General features: G+C 73.2%; 16 protein-coding genes. 15 read left to right on the forward strand and 1 reads right to left on the reverse strand.

The annotated features are described in order from the left end of the window. Positions 1 to 17 precede the first annotated feature (17 nt). From ACZ55A_RS23950 to ACZ55A_RS23975, 6 genes are all read left to right on the forward strand, one after another. Positions 18 to 1,208 carry an ATP-grasp domain-containing protein gene (locus ACZ55A_RS23950; RefSeq protein ID WP_468843490.1) on the forward strand — a complete coding sequence of 397 codons (1,191 nt, stop codon included), beginning with the start codon at positions 18 to 20 and terminating at the stop codon, positions 1,206 to 1,208. Continuing rightward, positions 1,205 to 3,022 (forward strand): IucA/IucC family protein, encoded by a 1,818-nt coding sequence (locus ACZ55A_RS23955; RefSeq protein WP_468843492.1) that lies wholly within the window; start codon positions 1,205 to 1,207, stop codon positions 3,020 to 3,022. Before ACZ55A_RS23950 ends, ACZ55A_RS23955 begins: the two co-directional genes overlap by 4 nt. Then, on the forward strand, positions 3,019 to 4,323 hold the full coding sequence (locus ACZ55A_RS23960) for an MFS transporter (protein WP_468843495.1): 1,305 nt from the start codon (positions 3,019 to 3,021) through the stop codon (positions 4,321 to 4,323). Before ACZ55A_RS23955 ends, ACZ55A_RS23960 begins: the two co-directional genes overlap by 4 nt. Next, positions 4,311 to 6,146: an IucA/IucC family protein gene (locus ACZ55A_RS23965; RefSeq protein ID WP_468843498.1), complete on the forward strand. Its 1,836-nt coding sequence runs from the start codon at positions 4,311 to 4,313 to the stop codon at positions 6,144 to 6,146. Before ACZ55A_RS23960 ends, ACZ55A_RS23965 begins: the two co-directional genes overlap by 13 nt. Then, positions 6,143 to 7,366 carry a type III PLP-dependent enzyme gene (locus ACZ55A_RS23970; RefSeq protein ID WP_468843501.1) on the forward strand — a complete coding sequence of 408 codons (1,224 nt, stop codon included), beginning with the start codon at positions 6,143 to 6,145 and terminating at the stop codon, positions 7,364 to 7,366. Before ACZ55A_RS23965 ends, ACZ55A_RS23970 begins: the two co-directional genes overlap by 4 nt. Before the next feature lie 159 nt (positions 7,367 to 7,525). Continuing rightward, the gene (locus tag ACZ55A_RS23975) at positions 7,526 to 11,758 is read left to right on the forward strand and encodes a molybdopterin-dependent oxidoreductase (RefSeq protein WP_468843503.1); all 4,233 of its coding nucleotides are present in this window, start codon (positions 7,526 to 7,528) and stop codon (positions 11,756 to 11,758) included. Between the two features lie 24 nt (positions 11,759 to 11,782). Here the strand turns inward: ACZ55A_RS23975 and ACZ55A_RS23980 are convergent, their stop codons facing one another. Beyond that, positions 11,783 to 12,487, reverse strand: a complete 705-nt coding sequence (locus ACZ55A_RS23980; protein WP_468843506.1) for an NUDIX domain-containing protein — start codon at positions 12,485 to 12,487, stop codon at positions 11,783 to 11,785. 128 nt (positions 12,488 to 12,615) lie between these two features. On the opposite strand from ACZ55A_RS23980, the gene ACZ55A_RS23985 reads away from it, so the two are divergent. The 9 genes from ACZ55A_RS23985 (at position 12,616) to ACZ55A_RS24025 (ending at position 20,325) form a co-directional block, all read left to right on the forward strand. Beyond that, on the forward strand, positions 12,616 to 12,822 hold the full coding sequence (locus ACZ55A_RS23985; RefSeq protein WP_468843508.1) for a hypothetical protein: 207 nt from the start codon (positions 12,616 to 12,618) through the stop codon (positions 12,820 to 12,822). 51 nt (positions 12,823 to 12,873) lie between these two features. Beyond that, the gene (locus ACZ55A_RS23990; protein ID WP_468843510.1) at positions 12,874 to 13,839 is read left to right on the forward strand and encodes an LLM class F420-dependent oxidoreductase; all 966 of its coding nucleotides are present in this window, start codon (positions 12,874 to 12,876) and stop codon (positions 13,837 to 13,839) included. Positions 13,840 to 13,877: 38 nt separating this feature from the next. Next, positions 13,878 to 16,292 (forward strand): phosphoketolase family protein, encoded by a 2,415-nt coding sequence (locus ACZ55A_RS23995; protein ID WP_468843513.1) that lies wholly within the window; start codon positions 13,878 to 13,880, stop codon positions 16,290 to 16,292. Between the two features lie 124 nt (positions 16,293 to 16,416). Further along, the gene (locus ACZ55A_RS24000; protein WP_468843515.1) at positions 16,417 to 16,593 is read left to right on the forward strand and encodes a hypothetical protein; all 177 of its coding nucleotides are present in this window, start codon (positions 16,417 to 16,419) and stop codon (positions 16,591 to 16,593) included. Further along, on the forward strand, positions 16,590 to 17,081 hold the full coding sequence (locus ACZ55A_RS24005) for a monovalent cation/H+ antiporter complex subunit F (protein ID WP_468843517.1): 492 nt from the start codon (positions 16,590 to 16,592) through the stop codon (positions 17,079 to 17,081). Before ACZ55A_RS24000 ends, ACZ55A_RS24005 begins: the two co-directional genes overlap by 4 nt. Beyond that, a complete protein-coding gene (locus tag ACZ55A_RS24010) occupies positions 17,074 to 17,343 on the forward strand; it encodes a hydrogenase subunit MbhD domain-containing protein (RefSeq protein WP_468843520.1) in 270 nt (89 codons plus the stop codon). The genes ACZ55A_RS24005 and ACZ55A_RS24010 overlap by 8 nt, the downstream gene beginning before the upstream one ends. A gap of 47 nt (positions 17,344 to 17,390) precedes the next feature. Beyond that, positions 17,391 to 18,149 carry an MnhB domain-containing protein gene (locus ACZ55A_RS24015; protein WP_468843523.1) on the forward strand — a complete coding sequence of 253 codons (759 nt, stop codon included), beginning with the start codon at positions 17,391 to 17,393 and terminating at the stop codon, positions 18,147 to 18,149. Beyond that, positions 18,146 to 18,493 carry a sodium:proton antiporter gene (locus tag ACZ55A_RS24020; protein WP_468843526.1) on the forward strand — a complete coding sequence of 116 codons (348 nt, stop codon included), beginning with the start codon at positions 18,146 to 18,148 and terminating at the stop codon, positions 18,491 to 18,493. Before ACZ55A_RS24015 ends, ACZ55A_RS24020 begins: the two co-directional genes overlap by 4 nt. Beyond that, entirely contained in the window at positions 18,490 to 20,325 is a 1,836-nt protein-coding gene (locus ACZ55A_RS24025; RefSeq protein ID WP_468843528.1) for a complex I subunit 5 family protein, read from the forward strand. The genes ACZ55A_RS24020 and ACZ55A_RS24025 overlap by 4 nt, the downstream gene beginning before the upstream one ends. Positions 20,326 to 20,328: the final 3 nt, after the last annotated feature.

Here is a 20,328-nt window from a genome sequence, read left to right on the forward strand (position 1 = left end):
CCCGAAGGGGCCCGCTCATGCGGATGTATCTGCTCGCCCTCAACCCCACCGACTCGGTCACCGACGGATTCCTGCCCGCTGCCGCCCGCCTCGGCCTCGACGTCACCATCCTGACGGACCAGCCACGGGCGCATCAGGACGTCTCCGCGCAGACCGAGGTCCTGGAGTGCGACGTCCATGACTTCCGCGCCGTCATCAACCGGATAGCCACCCACCACCGCGCCGACGCGGTCTTCACCAACAGCGACCACCTCCAGACCCAAGCGGCCCTGGCCGCCGACTACTTCGGGCTCCCGGGCAAGGACTGGCGGGCCGCGCTGCGCACCAAGAACAAGGGCGAGATGCGGCGCCATCTGGCCGCCACCGGCATCGACCCGGTGCGGTCCGTGGAACTCGCCGCCGGGCAGGACCCGTCCGCGCTCGCCGCCGCCGACCTGCCCTACCCCGTCGTCCTCAAGCCCCGCGAGGGCGTGGCGAGCGAGGACGTGATCCTGGCTGAGGACCCCGAGGAACTGGTGGCACGCGCCAAGGAGATCCAGGCCCGGCGCCCCCACGCCGCGCTGCTGGCCGAGGAGTTCCTGACCGGTGAGCTGTACACCCTGGAAACCCTCGGCGACGGCCGGGTACGGCACGTCCTGGGCGGCTTCCACACCACCGTCTCACCACCACCCGTCTTCATCGAGGAGCGGCTGGACTTCGTCGCCGCCCCGCCGGAGCCCGTGGTCGCACAGGTGACGGCGCAACTCGACGCCCTGGGCGTCGGGCTGGGTGCCTGCCACACCGAGTACGTGGTGCACGAGGGCCGGGCGCGGCTCATCGAGGTGAACTACCGCGTCATCGGCGACCAGTGCGACCTGATGCTCGCCCAGGTCCTGGACATCCCGCTGTTCGAGCACATCCTGCGGGCCCATCTGGGCGAGCCGCTGCCCGCGGATCTCGGTGCGCGGCGCGACGGCGCGGGCCGGGTGGACACCCCCGTCGCCGACCGCGCGGGCACGCTCACCGCGGCGCCCGCCGCCACCGACCGGACGGTGGACGGCGTACAGCTGACGTACCGGCCGATGCGCGCGCTCGGCGAACGGCACCCGCACTACCGCACCAACCGCGACTACCTCGGCGTGCTGCGGGTCACCGGCACCGACCGCGCCGCCGTGGACCGGGTGGCGGACGGCTTCCTCGCCGCGGAGCGCTGGGAGATCACGCCGTGAACACCGCACTCGCCACGGCCGAGACCCCCTCCGCGCACCGGACCGACGCCCCGGCCGGGGCGGACGAGGAGGGCGAACTGCTGCTGCGCGTCCTGGGAGCGCTGCTGCGCGAGGACGTCGTCGGGCTGCGCACCCGCGGCACGCTGCTGGCCCGGCCGGACGGGCCCTGGCTGCGGCTGCCCGCCGGCCCGGCCGCCGGCGCCCTGCTGCTGCCGCTCGGCAAGGACGGCTACCAGGGCGAGTACACCGCCCGGCTGCCGCTCCTGGTACGCGAGCGGGACGGGGCAAGGCTGACCACCCTCGACGAGGCCGTCACCGCGCTGCGCGGGCTCGCCGACCCGGCCGACCACGACGGCTTCGACGCGTTCGCCGAGGAGTGCCGCCAGACCCTGGCGACGATGCGGCTGCACACCCGTACCCGGGACGAGGCCGACGCCCAACTGGCCAACCGCCATGGCAGTGACCCCGGCGCCTGGCAGGGCCTGGCCGGCGGACTGGCGTACGACACGCTGGCGGCCCGGACCGACCACCCCGTCTACCCGACCGCCCGCGGCCGGTCCGGCCTCGACGAGGACCAACTCCGCGCCTACGCACCCGAGTTCCACCCGGGGATCGCGCTGCGCTGGCTCGCCCTGCCGCGCACCGCGCTCACCGTGCCGGGCGGCTCCGCGGCGCTGCCGGCCTGCTGGCCGACGCCCGGCGAGCTGGGCCTCCGCCACCTCGACGAGAGCCATCTCGCCTTCCCCGTCCACCCATTGACCCTCGGCGATCCACTGCACGGTGCGCTGCGCCGGACCGGGCTGGAGAGCGCGGCGGTGCTGTCCGACCGCGCCCCGCTCACCGCGGTGCCCACGCTGTCGATGCGTACCGTCGCGCTCGATGCCGACCCGCGGCTGCATCTGAAGCTGCCGCTCGCCACCGCCACCCTGGGGCTGCGCAACCGGCGCACCATCAAGCCGGGCACGCTCGTCGACGGCGCGGCGGGCCAGCGGCTGCTGGAGACCGTGCTCGCCCGCGAGCCACGCTTCGCCGGTTCGGTCCTCCAGGCCGATGAGACCCGCTACGCACACGCCGGGGACGAGTTGCTGGCCGTGCTGTGCCGTCGCTACCCGGCCGGTCTGGACGGCAGCGCCGTCGTGCCGATGGCCGCACTGCTGAGCCGGGCGCCCGGCGGCCGGCTGGTGATCGACCATCTCGCCGACCGCTTCTACGGCGGCGACCCGCTGGCCCTGCTGGACGCCTGCCTCACCCTGCTCTTCGACTGGCAGACCATGCTCTTCGGCTACGGCATCGCGCTCGAATCCCACCAGCAGAACGTCTCGCTGGTGCTGGACCGTACGGCCGGCGGCACCCGGCTGCGGCTGCTGTTCAAGGACAACGACGGTCCGCGCATCAACACCGTACGGCTGCGCGAGACCCTGGGCGACGACGCCCCCGACCCGTCCCGCTTCGCCGACCCGCGGATCTTCGCCGACAGCGACCGGCCGGTCCTGGACCTGTTCACCACCATCACCGTCCATCTGTGCGCGGGCTCCTACGCCTTCGGCCTCGCCCGGCACCGGCGCGCCCCGCTCGCCCGGCTGCTGGACCTGGTCCGCGACCGGCTGGCCGAGGCCGTCGAACGGCTGGGCACCGGGCCGCACGAGCCGGGCGCGGTGCTGCGCGCCCAGGTCCTGGACGCGCCGGAGCTGCCGGTGAAGGCGATGGTCAGCGCCGGAACGCTGCTGTCCAAGGAGCGCTCGGGCGCCGCCGACATCAACAAGCACTACACCACCGGACCCAATTACCTGCTGCCTACGGGGGCTTCCCGATGAGCACCGCGACCTCCCGCCGCACCGAGCCCGTCGCCGTCGAGACCAAGGTCCGCCCGGCCCTCGCGCGCCGCCAGGTGCATGCCGTGGCCGGCTGCTACTTCGTCGCGTCGTTCGCCGCCCTCGGCCTGCCGCCGTACCTCACCGAGGTGCTGCCGGAGCTGGGCGACGGCGCCGCCCGCTGGGCCGGTCTGCTCTACGTCGTCCCCACCCTGTTCGGCGCCATCGGCGCCCCGCTGTGGGGACGGCTGGCCGACCGCTTCGGCCGTAAACGGCTGCTGCTGCGCGCACAGTTGGGGCTGGCCGCGGCGTTCCTGCTGGCCGGCTGGGCCGACTCGCTTGCCACGTTCGCCGCGGCGCTGGTCGTCCAGGGCATCCTCGGTGGCACCTTCTCCGCGTCGAACGGCTATCTGGGGGCGGCCCTTGAAGGCCATGCGCTGTCCCGGGCGCTGACGCTGATGCAGGGCAGTGCCCGGGCGGCGCTGGTCTTCGCGCCGATCGTCGTCGGGTCACTGACGCCGTGGGTGTCGCCGCACCGCCAGTACGCCCTGCTGGCCGTACTGCCCCTGGCCGCGGCGCTGATGCTGGTGACGCTCCCGGAGCCGTCGGGGGCCAGAGCCACCGCGGCGAAGAAGGCCAATAACGCCCAGGCGACCGACACCACGGAGCCGTCCGGGGCGGTGGCGGAGCCGTCCGGGCCCGCACCGGCCGCCGGACCACTGCGGGCCCTCTACGCCCTGGAGTTCGCCTTCGTCTTCTCCACCGTCATCTCCTTCCCGTACCTGATCTCGCTGATCACCCAACGGCTGCCGGGGACCGGACCGATGGTGTCCGGTGTCCTGTTCGCCCTGCCGCACCTGTGCTACCTGATCGCGGCGATGGGGGTGCACGCAGCCTTCCGCAGCCGCCCCCGGACCGGGATCGCACTCGGCTTCGGCTGTATCGCGGCCGGTCTGGCCGGGCACGGCCTCGCCGACTCGCTCGCCTCCTTCATCGCCGTACGCCTGGTGCTGGGCGCCGGGCTCACCCTCGGCCTGGTGTGTCTGTCCGTACTGGCCGCCGACTGCGCCAAGGGCCGTGCCCCCGGCGGGCTGTTCGGTTCGATCGAGTTCTTCTCCAAGGCCGGTGCGGTCGCCGCGGGCGTGGCGGCCACCGCCGGCAACGACTGGTTCGGTCCGGTCGCCCCGCTGCTGACCGGCACCGCGATAGCCGTGGTCACCGGACTCACGACCGCCGTCCCCCGTCTGCTTCCCCGCCTTGCCCGCACCCCCCGCACCCGCTGGAGCCCTCGATGCCCCCGCTGACCAATTCCTCCCGCCCCGCCCCGGCGGCCCCCACCGCCCCGGCCGCCCTGCCCACCGCCGACCAGGCCGTGGCGCACACCCTGCTGAACTGCCTGCTGCGCGAGGTGTCCGGTCCCGAGCACCAGACCGCCGTCGACAACGGGCAGTTGCTGCTGCGGCTGCCGCGCCGCGGCGTCCTGCTGCGGGTCGCACTGCGCCGTACCTCGCTGCTCGGTGCGCACCGCTTCACCGGCCCGGTGACCGAAGAGACCGCAGACGGCTGGGCGGAGGTCGGCTGGCGCCGGCTGGCCGAGTACGTCCACGCGGAGCTGTCGCTGCGGACCGGGGTGGACAACGAGGAGTTCCTGGCCCAGGTCGCCTCCAGCCATCAGGCGGTCGCCGTCGCCCTGGCCGACCGCGACCGGCGCGGCCCCGCTGCGGACACCGACGCCACGGACTGGCAGGCCGACTGGCAGACCGCTTCTGCCGACTGGCGGGCTGCCCCTGCCGACTGGCCGTCGGCGTATGTCGCCTCCGAGCAGTCGCTGCTCCTCGGTCACCGCTTCCACCCCACCCCCAAGGCCCGCACCGGCGACCTGGCGTCCTGGAAGTCGTACGCCCCGGAGACCGGCGCCGCCTTCCCGCTGCTGCTGCTCGCCGTACGGGAGGCGCTGATCGTCGAGGAGACGACCGGCGACGGAGCCACCGCACCGCTGGACACCCTGCACCCCGACGTCCCGGACGGCTACCGGCTGCTGCCCGTCCACCCCTGGCAGTACGAGCTGCTGTGCGACCACCCGGGGCTGCGGGCGGCCCTGGACCGCGACGACATCCGGGTGCTGGGCACCGGCCGTCAGCCGTTCGCGGCGACCGCGTCCGTGCGCACCCTCTACGACGGGGACGCGTTCCTCAAGTTCAGCCTGAACGTCCGGATCACCAACTGCCTGCGGAAGAACTCCAGTTACGAGCTGTCCGGCGCGGTGGCGCTGACCCGGCTGCTGGCACCGGTGCTCACCGATCTCGCCACCCGCTTCCCCGGCAGCGCGGTACTGCGCGAGCCCGCCTACCGCAGTCTGGCCCTGCCCGGCGCCGACGGCCGGCCGGACAACGCGCTGCTCGAAGGGTTCGGGGTGATCGTCCGCGAGGGGCTGTCGCAGCGGCTGCTGCCCGGCACCACCCCGCTGCTGGCGGCCGCGGTCGCCGACGAGTACCCCACCGGCCCCGCGCACATCTCCCGCCTGCTGGCCGGGGCGGGCCCGCAGGCCGCGCTGGAGTGGTGGGCCGCCTACCTCGGCCTGCTGCTGCCGCCGGTGCTCGCCGCCTACTTCGACCACGGCCTGGTGCTGGAGCCGCACCTCCAGAACGTCCTGGTCTGCGTGGACGGCGACGGGATGCCGGCCCAGGTCCTCTTCCGCGACCTGGAGGGCACCAAGCTCGTCCCCGAGCACCACGCCGAGCTGCTGGCCTCGCTGCCCGAGCAGATCGCGGCTCCCATGACCTACGACGCCCAGCGCGGCTGGGACCGCGTGGTGTACTGCCTGCTGGTCAACCACGTCGCCGAGATGCTTGCCGCACTCGCCGATCTGCACCCGGGCACCGAGGCGGAGCTGTGGGCGCAGGTCCGCCGCACCCTCCAGACCCATGCGGACCGGCACGGCTGCCCGCCGCGACTGGCCGCCCTGCTGGCCGGCGTCCCGCTGCCCGCCAAGGCCAATCTGCTCACCCGCTGGGAGCGCAAGGCCGACCGCGAGGCGGGCTACGTCCTGCTGCCCTCGCCGCTGGCCGAGGCCGTACTGTCGGGCGCCGTGCGCACCGACGACACCACCCCCTGGAGCGCACGATGACCACCCCCGCCGTCCCCCTCACCCCCGCGGTCCGCGACCGCGCACTCTCCCTCTCCCCCGACGAACTCCCGGCGTTCCTCTATGACTTGACGGCCCTGCGGGCGCACCTCGCCGAGGTGCGGGCCGCGCTGCCCGGGCATGTCGAGCTGTACTACGCGGCCAAGGCCAACCCCGAGCCGGAGCTCCTGGGCGCGCTGCGCCCGTACGTGGACGGCTACGAGGTGTCCTCGGGCGGCGAACTGGCCCACGTCGGCAAGGCGGTGCCCGACGCGCCGCTCGCCTTCGGCGGGCCGGGCAAGACCCCCGCGGAGCTTGCGCAGGCGCTGGAGCTGGGCGTGGCGCGCTTCCATGTGGAGAGCGTCCAGGAGCTGCACATGCTCGCCGACCTCGCGGCCCGGCTCGCGCCCGGCCGACGGATCGCGGTGCTCCCGCGCTTCAACCTCGCCGTCGACGACGGTTCGCTGGACGGCAGTGCGCTCGCCATGGGCGGCCGCCCCACCCCCTTCGGCCTGGACCCCGCCCACGCCGACGAGGTGGTCACCCTGCTCACCGACGGCCGCTGGCCGCACCTCGAGCTGCGCGGTATCCATGCCCACCTGGCCAGCGGTCTGGAGGCGCCCGCGCAGCTGGCGGTCGCCGGGGCCATCGTGTCCTGGGCCGCCGGGCTGGCCGCCCGCCACCGCGTCCGCCTCGCGGAGGTGACCCTCGGCGGCGGGATGGCCGTCGACTACGCCGACCCGGAGCGCCGCTTCGACTGGGCGGCGTACGGCGCGGGCCTGGGCCGGCTCGCCGCCGCACACCCGGACCTCACGCTGCGTATCGAGCCGGGCCGGGCGCTCACCGCGTACTGCGGCTGGTACGCCACGGAGGTGCTGGAGGTGAAGGAGAGCCACGGTGAGGAGTTCGCCGTGGTCCGCGGCGGCACCCACCATCTGCGCACCCCGGCGACCAAGGGCCATGATCAGCCCTGCACCGTGCTGCGGTCCGAGGCGCCCTGGCCGCACCCCTGGCCCCGCCCGGCCGCACGGGGCGGGCAGGTCACCGTCACCGGCCAGCTCTGCACACCCAAGGACGTGCTCGCACGCGCGGTCCCGGCGCCCGGGCTGCGGGCCGGTGACCGGGTGGTGTTCGGTGTCGCCGGGGCGTACGCCTGGAACATCTCGCACCATGACTTCCTGATGCACCCGCACCCGGGCTTCCACTTCCTGGGCGCCACATGAGCCGGTGCGGCGGAATCCGGCGGGCCGGAGCACATCTCACGGAGCGCCGCGGGTGAGTGTGTGGTCGCCGTAACGACCGGTGATCGCTTCGTGTGACACGAGGTTAACGGGCCGCTCGTAGGGTCGGAGCCCAGCATCCGACCACGAAGGGGACCGTCCGTGACCGCACCGGAACCGCTGGCAGAGCGCATCACGCAGGTGCGGACCGCGTGCTCGTACTGCGGTGTCGGCTGCGGGATGATCCTCGACATCGCGACGGACGGCGACGGCCGCCGCACGGTCCGTAAGGCCACCGGGGACAAGGCGCACCCGGCGAACGGTGGCCGGCTGTGCACGAAGGGGGCGACCAGCGCCGAGCTGCTGGCCGCCCCGGGCCGGCTGTCGAGCGCCCTGGTGCGCGCGGACCGCGGGGACGAGCCGGTGCCCACCGCGATGGAGACCGCGATCAAGCAGACCGCCGGGCGGCTGCGTGAGATCGTCGACGAGCACGGTCCGGACGCCCTCGCGCTGTATGTCTCCGGGCAGATGACGCTGGAGGCCCAGTACCTGGCGAACAAGCTCGCCAAGGGCTTTGTGCGCACCCGGCACATCGAGTCGAACTCCCGGCTGTGCATGGCCAGCGCGGGCAGCGGTTACAAACTGTCGCTGGGTGCGGACGGCCCGCCCGGCTCGTACCAGGACTTCGAGCACGCCGACGTGTTCCTGGTCATCGGCTCCAACATGGCCGACTGCCACCCGATCCTCTTCCTGCGGCTGATGGAACGGGTGAAGGCGGGCGCCAAGCTGATCGTCGTCGATCCGCGGCGGAACGCCACCGCGGCCAAGGCCGATCTGTTCCTCCAGATCGCGCCTGGCACGGATCTTGCGCTGCTGAACGGGCTGCTGCATCTGCTGGTCGAGGACGGCCGGATCGATACGGAGTTCATCGCCGAGCACACCGAGGGGTGGGAGGCGATGCCGGAATTCCTCCGGGACTATCCGCCCGCGAAGGTCTCGGAGATCACCGGGATCCCGGAGGACGACCTGCGCCGGGCCGCCGAGTGGATCGGTGCGTCGGACGACTGGATGAGCTGCTGGACGATGGGGCTGAACCAGAGCACCCACGGCACCTGGAACACCAATGCGCTGATCAATCTGCATCTGGCGACCGGCGCGATCTGCCGCCCGGGAAGCGGCCCGTTCTCGCTCACCGGCCAGCCCAATGCGATGGGCGGCCGGGAGATGGGCTACATGGGGCCGGGCCTGCCCGGGCAGCGGTCGACGCTGGTGGCCGAGGACCGGGCCTTCGTCGAGGAGCTGTGGGGGCTGGAGCCCGGGACGGTGCGGGCGGACGAGGCGGGCCGGGGGACCGTGGAGATGTTCCGGCAGATGGCGGACGGGGACATCAAGGCCTGCTGGGTCATCTGCACCAACCCGGTCGCCTCGGTCGCCAACCGCCGGACGGTCATCGAGGGCCTGGAGGCCGCCGAGTTCGTCGTGGCGCAGGACGTCTTCGCGGAGACCGAGACCAATGCGTACGCCGATGTGGTGCTGCCGGCCGCGATGTGGGCCGAGTCCGAGGGCGTGATGGTCAACTCGGAGCGGAATCTGACGCTGGTGCGGCAGGCCGCCGACCCGCCGGGCGAGGCCTGGCCGGACTGGCGGATCATCGCGCGGATCGCCTGCGAGATGGGGTACGAGGACGCCTTCACCTATCAGAGCGCGGAGGAGATCTTCGAGGAGATCAAGCGCGCCTGGAACCCGAAGACCGGCTACGACCTGCGCGGGATCTCCTACGAGCGGCTGCGCGGCACCCCGGTGCAGTGGCCCAGCGCCAGCGTGGACGGACCGGACCGCAATCCGGTCCGCTACCTCAACGACGGGGTCAGCCAGGACCCGGCCGTGCGTGCGGACGGCTCCCGGCCGCGGCTGTCCTTCCCCACCGCCAGTGGCCGCGCCGCGTTCTTCGCCCGGCCGCACCTCCCGGCGGCCGAGCTGCCCGACGACGACTTCCCGTACGTGCTCAACACCGGCCGGCTCCAGCACCAGTGGCACACCCTGACCAAGACCGGCAAGATCGCCAAGCTGGCCAAGCTCAACCCGGGCCCGTTCGTGGAGATCCACCCCGAGGACGCGCAGGCGCTGGGCCTCGCCGAGGGCGATGCGGTGGAGGTCGCCTCCCGGCGCGGGCGGGCGGTACTGCCCGCGGTGGTGACCGACCGGGTCCGGCCCGGGAACTGCTTTGCGCCGTTCCACTGGAACGATCTGTTCGGCGAGTACCTCAGCGTCAACGCGGTCACCCATGACGCGGTCGATCCGATCTCCTTCCAGCCCGAGTTCAAGGTCTGCGCGGTGTCGTTGGCCAAGGTCGCGGGAGAGGTGGGACGTACCGGTGGCGGGACGGTGGCGGCCGCCGGCGGCCCGTCGGAGCCCGGTGCCGGGCCCCTCGACGGTGCCGGACACGGCGGCGGAGCGGACGGTGCGCTGGCCGTGCTGGCCGAGGTGTTCCAGCTGCCCGATCCCGCCCCTCCGGTGCTGGCCGAGCACGAACGCCGCTATCTGTCCGGCTTCCTCACCGGGCTGCGCTCCGGAACGGCCGTCGGCACCCCGGTACTTCCCGCCCAGGCGCCCTTCAGCCCGGAGAGCGCGCTGTGGGTGAACGGCCTGCTGGCCGGGATGTTCTCGCGGGCTCCGCTCGACCCCGCGGCGGCGGAGCAGGACGCGGCGGGCGCCACCGGCGCACCGGCCCTTTCCGGCGCCCGTACGGTGATCGTGCTGTGGGCCTCGCAGACCGGCAACGCCGAGGAGGTCGCGGCGGACACCGCCCGCCGGCTGAAGGGCAGCGGGCGGGACGCGAAGCTGCTGAGCATGGCCGACAGCGCACCGGCCGCCCTGCCGAGCACCGCCGATCTGCTCATCGTCACCAGCACCTTCGGCGACGGCGACGCCCCCGACAACGGGTCGGGGTTCTGGGAGACCCTGAACGCGCCGGACACCCCCCGGCTGGACGGGGTGCGCTACTCGGTCCTGGCGCTGGGCGACTCCTCGTACGACGACTTCTGCGGCCATGGCCGGCGGCTCGACGCACGGCTCGCGGAGCTGGGCGCGGTGCGGCTGGTGCCGCGTACGGACTGTGAGCCGGACTATGAGCAGCCGGCCGGGCAGTGGCTGGAGCAGGTGCTCAGGGCGCTGGAGGGCGGGGCGGAGCCGGACGACCGGGACCCCGCCACGACGGAGCGTGCGGTCCCCGCTGCTCCGGCGCCCGCCGCCGCGGGCCCGGCCCGCCCGTCCAAGGCCGCCCCGGCCACCGCCCGCCTCGTCGGCAATCAGCTGCTGAGCCTTCCCGGGGCCACCAAGGAGGTGCGCCGGTTCACCTTCGACACCCGTGACGCCGAGGGCACGCCGCTGGAGTACGAGGTGGGCGATGCCCTCGGGGTGCGGCCGCAGAACTGCCCGGAGCTGGTGGCGGAGTGGCTGGCCGTCACCGGCCTCGACCCGGCCGCCGCCGTCCCCGTCACGGGCCTGGGCGAGGTGCCGCTGCACGAGGCGCTGCTCCACCATCTGGACATCACCAGGATCACCCCGGACCTGCTGCGGCTGGTCGCGGAGCGGACCGGTGACCGGGTCCTCAAGAAGCTGCTACGGCCCGACAACAAGGGCGAGTTGGCCCAGTGGGCGTGGAGCCGGCAGGCCGTCGATGTGATCGCCGAGCACCCGGTCCGGGCCGATGCCGCGGAGTGGGCCGGTGTTCTCAAACGGCTCCAGCCGCGGCTGTACTCCATATCGTCGAGCCCGCTCACCGACCCCGGGCTGATCGATCTGACGGTCTCCGTGGTCCGCTACGAGAACCGGCAGGGCCGGCCGCGCAAGGGGGTGGCCTCGACCTATCTGGCGGACGCCGAGTCCGGCCGCCCGGTGCCGGTCTTCGTCCAGCGCACCGCGCACTTCCGGCCGCCGTCCGACCCGGCCACCCCGATGGTGATGGTCGGGCCCGGCACCGGCGTCGCCCCCTTCCTCGGCTTCCTCGCCGAGCGGCAGGCCCGCGGCCACCGCGCCCCCAACTGGCTGTTCTTCGGCGAGCAGCGCCGCGCCACGGACTTCTACTACGAGGACGAACTCGGCCGGCTGCACCGCGACGGGCTGCTCACCCGCCTGGACACCGCCTTCTCCCGCGACCAGCGCGCCAAGGTCTACGTCCAGGACCGGATGCGCGAACACGGCGCCCATCTGTGGTCCTGGCTCCAGGAGGGTGCCCACTTCTATGTGTGCGGCGACGCCTCCCGTATGGCCAAGGACGTCGACCGCGCGCTCCGGGAGATCGCCGTCGCGCACGGCGGCCTGACGGAGGAGGCCGCCGCCGTCTACGTCAAACAGCTCGCGGCCGAGAAGCGCTACGTCCGTGACGTGTACTGACCGCTTCGCCGGTTCCTCCGCCCCTCACCAGGTACAGGCCGTGTGCAGGTCAACGATGCTGTCGGCGAGTTCGGCCGGCTGACCGGGCCAGCCCGTCGTGTGCCAGTGGGCGAGGCGCCAGCCCAGCCGTCGCGGCCACAGCGCCGTGGTGGGCAGCCGGTCGACGGGGACCCAGGCCGGGGTGCCGCCGTAGTTGTCGAGTGTCCGCGGGTCGCCGACCTCGCCTTCGCCCTCCATGAGGAAGTAGTGCTCGCGGCGGCCGTCCTTCCAGACCCGGGCGGCCTCCTGGAGCACGGTTCCGGTCAGACCGGTCTCCTCCCGCAGTTCCCGGACCGCCGCCGTCCGCGGCGTCTCCCCCTCCTCGACCCCACCGCCCGGGATCTCGTAGTACGGCTCCGCCTCGTCGTCGAAGCGGATCAGCAGCATCCGGCCGGCCCGGATCACGAGCGCGCCGGCCCGGACCCGTACCGGGTCGGCGGCCGCCGGATCGTCGAGGAGTACCGGGCCCCGCGGCGGCGCACCGGCCGCCCATTGCCGCAGCACCGCTTCCGCCGTGCCCACCGGACGGATCCGGGCGTGCAGGGCCTCGGCAAGGGACAGCGTGAGAGCCGGGGCGTCCGCCGTCCGTCCGTCGTGGAGGGTGTAGTACGGCCCGCCCTCGTCCCGGGCCTTCCGCACGGCAAGCCCCTGGCCGTCGCACTGCACCTCGATCGTGGGTTCACCGCTCATCGGCGCTGCCGTCGTGCGCGCGTTGATACATGCCCCGAACGTAACGCTTCGTGAGCGCCGGCGGAGGTTTTTTCCTGAAGGGGCCGACAACGGGCATTGGACGCAGGATGGAGAGGAAGGAGAGCGCCATGACTGCCACGACCGCCATGACGGCGACGACTGCGATGAGCACCGAGCCTGCCCCCGACGGCCCGGGGCCGGTACCGAGCGAACCCGAACCGCTGCCGCGCGAGCCCGCGCCCGCCGAACCGGAACCGGACGAGCCGGGTCCGAACCCCACCGAACCGCCCGGTGCGGTACCGGACGAGCACCCGTCCCCCGAGCCGCCCGACTGAGCGGGACGGCCCCGGTTGCATGCACAGCGTCACCAACCCAAGGTGTGTTGAATGGTGCACGTCGGCTACACAATGATGACCGAACAGGCCAGGCCCCGGGCCCTGGTCGACCATGTGGTGGGCGCCGAGCGGGCGGGCTTCGACTTCTCGGTGACCTCTGACCACTACTTTCCGTGGCTGGCCTCGCAGGGCCACTCGCCGTACGCCTGGAGCGTGCTGGGCGCCGCGGCGCAGGCGACCACGCGTATCCCGCTGATGACCTATGTGACCTGCCCTACGACGCGCTACCACCCCGCCGTCATCGCCCAGAAGGCGGCGACCATGCAGCTGCTGTCCGACGGCCGCTTCCGGCTGGGCCTCGGCTCCGGCGAGAACCTCAATGAGCATGTGGTGGGCCAGGGCTGGCCCGCCGCGCCGGTACGGCTGGACAAGCTTGCCGAGGCGATCGAGATCATCCGGGCGCTCTTCGGCGGCGGCGAGGTCACCCACCACGGCACCCACTTCGACGTGGTGCACGCCCGGCTGTGGGACCTGCCCGAGGTACTGCCGCCGATCGGAGTAGCCGTATCGGGGGAACGCTCCTGCGAGATCGCCGGCCGGCTGGCCGACCTGGTGATCGCCACCGAGCCCGAGAGCGGGCTGCTGGCCTCCTTCGACCGGCACGGCGGCACGGGCAAACCACGGATCGGCCAGCTGCCCGTCTGCTACGACCCCGACCGCGATGCGGCGGTCGCCCGGGCGCACGACCAGTTCCGCTGGATGCTCGGCGGCTGGCAGGTCAATGCCGAGCTGCCGGGGCCTGCCGGATTCGAGGGCGCCACCGGCCATGTACGGCCGGACGACGTCGCCGAAGCCGTCCCGTGCGGCGCCGACGTCGGGCGCTTCGTCGAGGCGGTACGTCCGTATGCGGACGCGGGCTTCACCGAGGTCGCCCTGGTCCAGATCGGCGGCGACCACCAAGAGCCCTTCCTGGACTGGGCGGAGAGCAAGCTGCTGCCCGCGCTGCGCGACCTGTGAACGCCCCTTTGCACACCACCCCTCGATGAGGAGACGAGATGCCCGATGCGCATGCGCACACCCCGGCAGCGGCCGCGGCCGCCGCACCGGCACCGGGAGCGCTCGACGCCGAGGAGCTGCGGGCGCTCGACGCCCACTGGCGGGCCGCCAACTATCTGGCCGTCGGCCAGATCTATCTGATGGCCAATCCGCTCCTGGAGGCGCCGCTGCACCCCGAGCACATCAAGCCCCGGCTGCTGGGCCACTGGGGCACCTCGCCCGGCCTCAACCTGGTGCACACCCACCTCAACCGCGTCATCAAGGCCCGCGAGCTGGACGCGCTGTGCATCTGGGGCCCGGGGCACGGTGGCCCGGCCGTGGTGGCCAACTCCTGGCTGGACGGCACGTACTCCGAGACCTACCCCGACGTCACCCGGGACGCCGCGGGCATGGCCCGGCTGTTCAAACAGTTCTCCTTCCCCGGCGGAATCCCCAGCCATGTCGCGCCGGAGACCCCCGGCTCGATCCACGAGGGCGGTGAGCTGGGCTACTCCCTCACCCATGCCTACGGCGCGGCCTTCGACAACCCGGAGCTGCTGGTCGCGTGTGTGGTGGGCGACGGGGAGGCGGAGACCGGCCCGCTCGCCGCGTCCTGGCACACCACCAAGTTCCTCGACCCGGTGCACGACGGCGCGGTGCTCCCGATCCTGCACCTCAACGGCTACAAGATCGCCAACCCGACGGTGCTCGCCCGGCTCCCCCAGGAGGAACTGGACGCCCTGCTGCGCGGGGTCGGCCATGAGCCGGTCCATGTGGAAGGCGACGAGCCGGCCGCGGTGCACCAGGAGCTCGCCACCGCGATGGACCGCTGTCTGGACCGGATCTCCGACATCCAGCGCCGGGCCCGGACCGACGGCGCGACGGACCGCCCCCGCTGGCCGATGATCGTGCTGCGCACCCCCAAGGGCTGGACCGGCCCCCATGAGGTCGACGGGGTCCCCGTCGAGGGCACCTGGCGCGCGCACCAGGTCCCGCTGGCCGGCGTCCGCGACAACGAAGGGCATCTGCGGCAGCTGGAGCGCTGGCTGCGCTCGTACCGCCCGGAGGAACTGTTCGACGCCGAGGGCCGGCCACGGCCCGAGGTGCTCGCCTGTCTGCCCGAGGGGCGCCGCCGGCTGGGCGCCTCCCCGCACGCCAACGGCGGCCTGCTGGTGCGCGAGCTGCCGGTCCCGCCGCTGGAGCGGTATGCGGTGGAGGTCGACAAGCGCGGCTGCGTGCTGCACGAACCCACCCGGGTGCTCGGCGGTCTGCTCGCCGGGATCATGGAGAACACCGCCGAGCGCCGCGACTTCCGCGTCGTGGGCCCCGACGAGACCGCCTCCAACCGGCTGGACGCGCTCTACGGCGCCACCGGCAAGGCCTGGCAGGCCATGACGCTGGACACCGATGAGCATCTGGCGCGCGACGGCCGGGTCATGGAGGTGCTCTCGGAGCATCTGTGCCAGGGGTGGCTGGAGGGCTACCTGCTCACCGGGCGGCACGGGCTGTTCTCCAGCTACGAGGCGTTCGCGCATATCGTCGACTCGATGGTCAACCAGCACGTCAAATGGCTGCGTACCGCCCGCCGGCTGCCCTGGCGGCGCCCGATCGCCTCGCTGAACTACCTGCTCACCTCGCACGTCTGGCGGCAGGACCACAACGGCTTCTCGCACCAGGACCCGGGCTTCGTCGACCACATCCTCAACAAGAGCCCCGAGGTGGTCCGGGTCTATCTGCCCCCGGACGCCAACACCCTGCTGTCGGTGGCCGATCATGCGCTGCGCAGCCGTGATTACGTCAATGTCATCGTGGCCGGCAAACAGCCGAGCTTCGACTGGCTCACCCTCGACGAGGCCCGCGCGCACTGCGCACGCGGCGCCGGCGCCTGGGAGTGGGCGGGCACCGAGGACGGCAGCCGGGAGCCCGATGTGGTGCTGGCCTGTGCGGGGGACATCCCCACCCAGGAGACGCTGGCCGCGGCCGATCTGCTGCGCCGGCATCTGCCGGAGCTGGCGGTGCGGGTGGTCAATGTCGTCGACATGGCCCGGCTGCTGCCGGCCGGGGAACACCCGCACGGTATGCCGGACTCCGAGTACGACGCGCTGTTCACCCGCGACAAGCCGGTCATCTTCGCGTACCACGGCTACCCGTGGCTGATCCACCGGCTCGGCTACCGCCGCGCGGGCCACCCGAATCTGCACGTCCGCGGCTACAAGGAGGAGGGCACCACGACCACGCCCTTCGACATGGTCGTCCGCAACGACCTGGACCGCTACCGGCTGGTGATGGATGTGGTGGACCGGGTGCCCGGCCTCGGCGTCCGCGCCGTCGCACTGCGCCAGGCGATGGCGGACGTCCGTACCCGCCACCACGCCTGGATCCGGGAGCACGGCACCGATCTGCCGGAGGTCGCCGACTGGACCTGGTCCGGCTGACGCCCGCCCGGCGCCGCGCCGGCCGCACCCCGACGGAGTAACGCGCGGCGCGGTGACGGACCGGCCGGGGCCCCGCATGTGAGCCTGTGGCCCGGGTACCCGGTCGGCAGGAGGTGCGTGCACGGTGGCTCGACGACTGACTGTGGGCGCCGAACTCATCGGCTGGTGGGCTGCGTTGACCCTGCTGTGGATCGTGCTGATCGGGCCCGTGGACACCCTGGAGTGGGCGGTCGGCACCGGCGCCGGACTGGTGGCCGCCGTCGCGGGCCGCGCGGCGCGGCAGGCGGTCGGCGGCCGGTGAACGGCTGGACCGCGGCGGGCACCGCATTACTGCTGTGCGGGGTGACCCCGGCCGCCTGCGGCGCGGCCACCGGCCCGGTCCGGCGCCGGGTGCCCGCGCAGAACCTGACGACCACGCTCCTCGCCCTGGTCCTCCTGCTGCTGGCGCAGGGCTTCGGCCGCCCGGCGTACGTCGATACGGCACTGGTGCTCGCGGTGCTGGGACCGGCCGGCACCCTGCTCTATGTGCGGCTGCTCGCCGACCAGTTGGCGGCCCGCCCGCCGCGGCCGCGCTCACTGCTGGCGGTGACCGCGCTGAACTACGTCGCGGTGCCGGCCGTGGTGCTGCCCCTGTGCGCCGCCGTCGGCGCCGGCAGAGCGATGGCGAAACTGCTGGTCATCGGGGCGCTGTTGGTGCTGGGCAGCCGCAGCGCGGCACGTGCGGTGACCGGGGCGGTCACGGCGGGGCACGGGCTGAGCGCACCCGCGGAAGGGATGTCCGATGGCTGACGACCTGCCGCTGCTGCTCGGCCTGCTGCTGGTGGCCGCCGCCGGGACCGGCACCGTCCTCGTCCACGATCCGGTCCGCCAGTCCTTCCTGCTGTCCCTGCTCGGTCTGGCACTGGCGGCGCTGTTCCTGCTGCTCCAGGCGCCGGACGTCGCGCTCTCCCAACTGGCGGTCGGCTGTGTGCTGACACCGCTGATGGTGCTGCTGTCCGTACGCAAGGTGCGCCGCAAGGCACGCAGCGAGCGCCGGGAGGAGCACGAATGAGTGAGGGGAGCGAGTTTCGGCATGAGTGAGCGCAGCGAGGTGCCGGCATGAGTATCCGGCTGCGGCTGTGGGTGCTGGCTGTCGGGGGCCTGGGCGCGGCCGTGCTGTTCGTCCTCGCCTGCTTCGACATGCCGGCCTTCGGCGGCCGGTGGCATCCGTACGGCGACCGGGCCGTGCGGGCCGCGCTCGCCCGGCACACCGCCAACACCGTCGCTTCGGTCAACTTCGACCAGCGAGCCCTGGACACCCTCGGCGAGGAGTCCATCCTCTTCGGCTCCGTCCTGGGCACCGTCGTCCTGCTCCGCCAGACCCGCGACGAGGACCGCCTTCCCCCGCAGCCGGCCCGGGTCGCCCCGCCGGTGCGCCGCTACGCCCTGCTCGCTCTGCCGGTCACCCTGCTCATCGGCCTGTATGTCGTCGCACACGGCCAGCTCAGCCCCGGCGGCGGCTTCCAGGGCGGCGTGGTGGTGGCGACCTCGCTGCATCTGCTCTATATCGCCGTGGACTACCGGGCGCTGGAGCGGATCAGACCGGTCGGGCTGTACGAGGTGGCGGACGCGGCGGGCGAGGCCGGCTACCTCCTGCTGGGCGCGGCCGCGCTGCTGACCGGTGCGGCGTTCCTGACGAACTTCCTGCCCTACGGCACCTTCAACACCCTCTCCTCCGGCGGCACCGTCCCGCTGCTCAATGCCGCGATCGGGGTGGAGGTCGCGGCCGGGGTCGTGGTGCTGCTGGCCCGCTTCCTGGACCAGGCCGTGGAGATCGAGAGCGAACGACGGGACGACGAGGCGGAGGCCGGAACGTGAGTGTGCTGCCGTATGTGATCGCGGGGTGGCTGTTCCTGATCGGCTGTTACGGGCTGGCCACCAGCCGCAACCTCATCCACGCGGTGGGCTGTCTGACGGTCTGCCAGTCCGCGACGTACGTCCTGCTGCTCGCCGTCGGCTACCGGGACGGCGGCACCGCCCCGGTCTTCTCCGACATCGCCCCCGGCTCGCGTCCCGTCGTCGACCCCGTCGTCGAAGCCCTCACCCTCACCGACATCGTGATCGGGGCGACCGTCACCGCGCTGCTGCTCTCCCTGGTCATCCAGATCGCCAAACGGCACCGGACGGTGGATCCGGACGAGCTCTCGGAGCTGCGGGGGTGACCGTCGCAGGCACCCTCCCGCTGATCGTGGCCACCCCCCTGTTCGGCGCCGCGGTGCTGGTCGGCGCGGGCCGGCGGCTGCCGCGGTACGCCGCCGAGGTGCTGGGGTGCCTGTTCGCGGCGGGCACCGCGGCGCTCGCGCTGTCCGCCCTGGCCGCCACCCCCTCGTCCACCGCACGGCCGGTCGAGTGGCTGGGCGACTGGCGGCCGCACGGCGGGGTGAGCGTGGGCATCGTCCTGGTCGGCGACCGGATCGGCCTGGGCCTGGCGGCCCTGGTCTCGCTGCTGGTGCCGGCCGCCCTGGCCTACGCCTGGCGGTACTTCGACGAACCGCCGCGCCGCCATGCCGGCTCCTTCCCCGCCCTGATGCTGCTCTTCCAGGCAGGCATGTGCGGTTTCGCGCTCACCGGCGACCTCTTCAACGCCTTCGTCTTCTTCGAGCTGATGGGCGTCGTCGCCTATGCGCTGACCGGCTACCGCGTCGAGGAGGCCCGCCCCGTCCAGGGCGGTCTGGTCTTCGGCGTCGTCAACTCCCTCGGCGGCTATGCCATGTTGCTGGGCATCGGCCTGCTCTACGCCCGGACCGGCGAACTGGGGCTGGCGCAGACCGGCCGGGCGCTCGCGGCCCGCCCCGGCGGCCCGGACGCCCTGGTGATCGCCGCCTTCGTCCTCGTCGCCACCGGGCTGCTGGTCAAGGCCGCGGCGGTACCGTTCCACTTCTGGCTCGCCGATGCGCATGCGGTCGCCCCCACTCCGGTGTGCATGCTGCTGTCCGGGGTGATGGTCGAGCTGGGCCTGTACGGGACGGCCCGCGTCTACTGGACCGTCTTCGCCGGCCCGGGCGGTCTCCCGGCATCCGACGTGCACCGGGCGCTGCTGACGCTCGGCGTGCTGACGGCCGTACTGGGTGCGCTGATGTGCTGGCAGCAGCGCCATCTCAAGCGGCTGCTCGCCTACTCCACAGTCGCGCACACCGGGCTGTTCCTGATCGGTCTGGCCCAGCTCACCCCGGAGGGCGTCGGCGGTGTCGCCCTGTACGTGCTGGGGCATGCCGGGGCGAAGGCCGCACTGTTCGCCTGCGTGGGGATCCTGCTGGACCGCTTCGGCAGCGTGGACGAGCACGAGCTGCACGGGCGGGGGCGTGAACTGCCGTGGGTGGGCGGGCTGTTCGGGCTCGGCGGGCTGGCGCTCACCGGGCTGCCGCCGTTCGGTACCGCGCTCGGCAAGGCGGTCACGGAGGAGGCCGCGGGCGGCTGGGCAACCGGGCTGTTCGTCCTGGTCTCGGCGGCGACCGGCGGCGCGGTACTGCGGGCCGGCGCCCGGGTGTTCCTCGGTCTCGGGCCCCGTCCGGCCGGTGCCCCGGAGGAGACCACGGGGAAGGAGGAGGAGCCGGAGACCCGGGGCGGCCGGCTCGTGCGGATCCCGGCGTCCATGCTCGCGGTGCCCACGGTCCTGCTCGCCGGTGCGCTGGCGGTGGGACTGGTCCCGGGCCTGCGCACCGGCACCGGCCGGGCCGCCGACGCCTTCACCGACCACACCGGCTATCTCACGGCCGTGCTCCACGGCCGGGCCCCGGAGCCCACGTCCACTCCCCCACCGCACTGGACCGTGGCCGGCGTGCTGTGGGGCCTGCTGGCCACCGCCCTGGCCGCCGCGTTCGCGCTGAAGGCCGTACGACGCCCCGCACCGAGTGAACCGGTCCGCTGGGCCACCCCGCTGCGCCGGCTGCACTCCGGTCATGTCGGCGACTATGTCGCCTGGTTCCTGGCGGGTGTCACCCTCTTGGGGGCGCTGATCGTCCAGGGGGTGTTGCGAACGGGGCCTCGGTCTTGAATC

Source organism: Streptomyces sp. NPDC034111, from assembly GCF_055575375.1.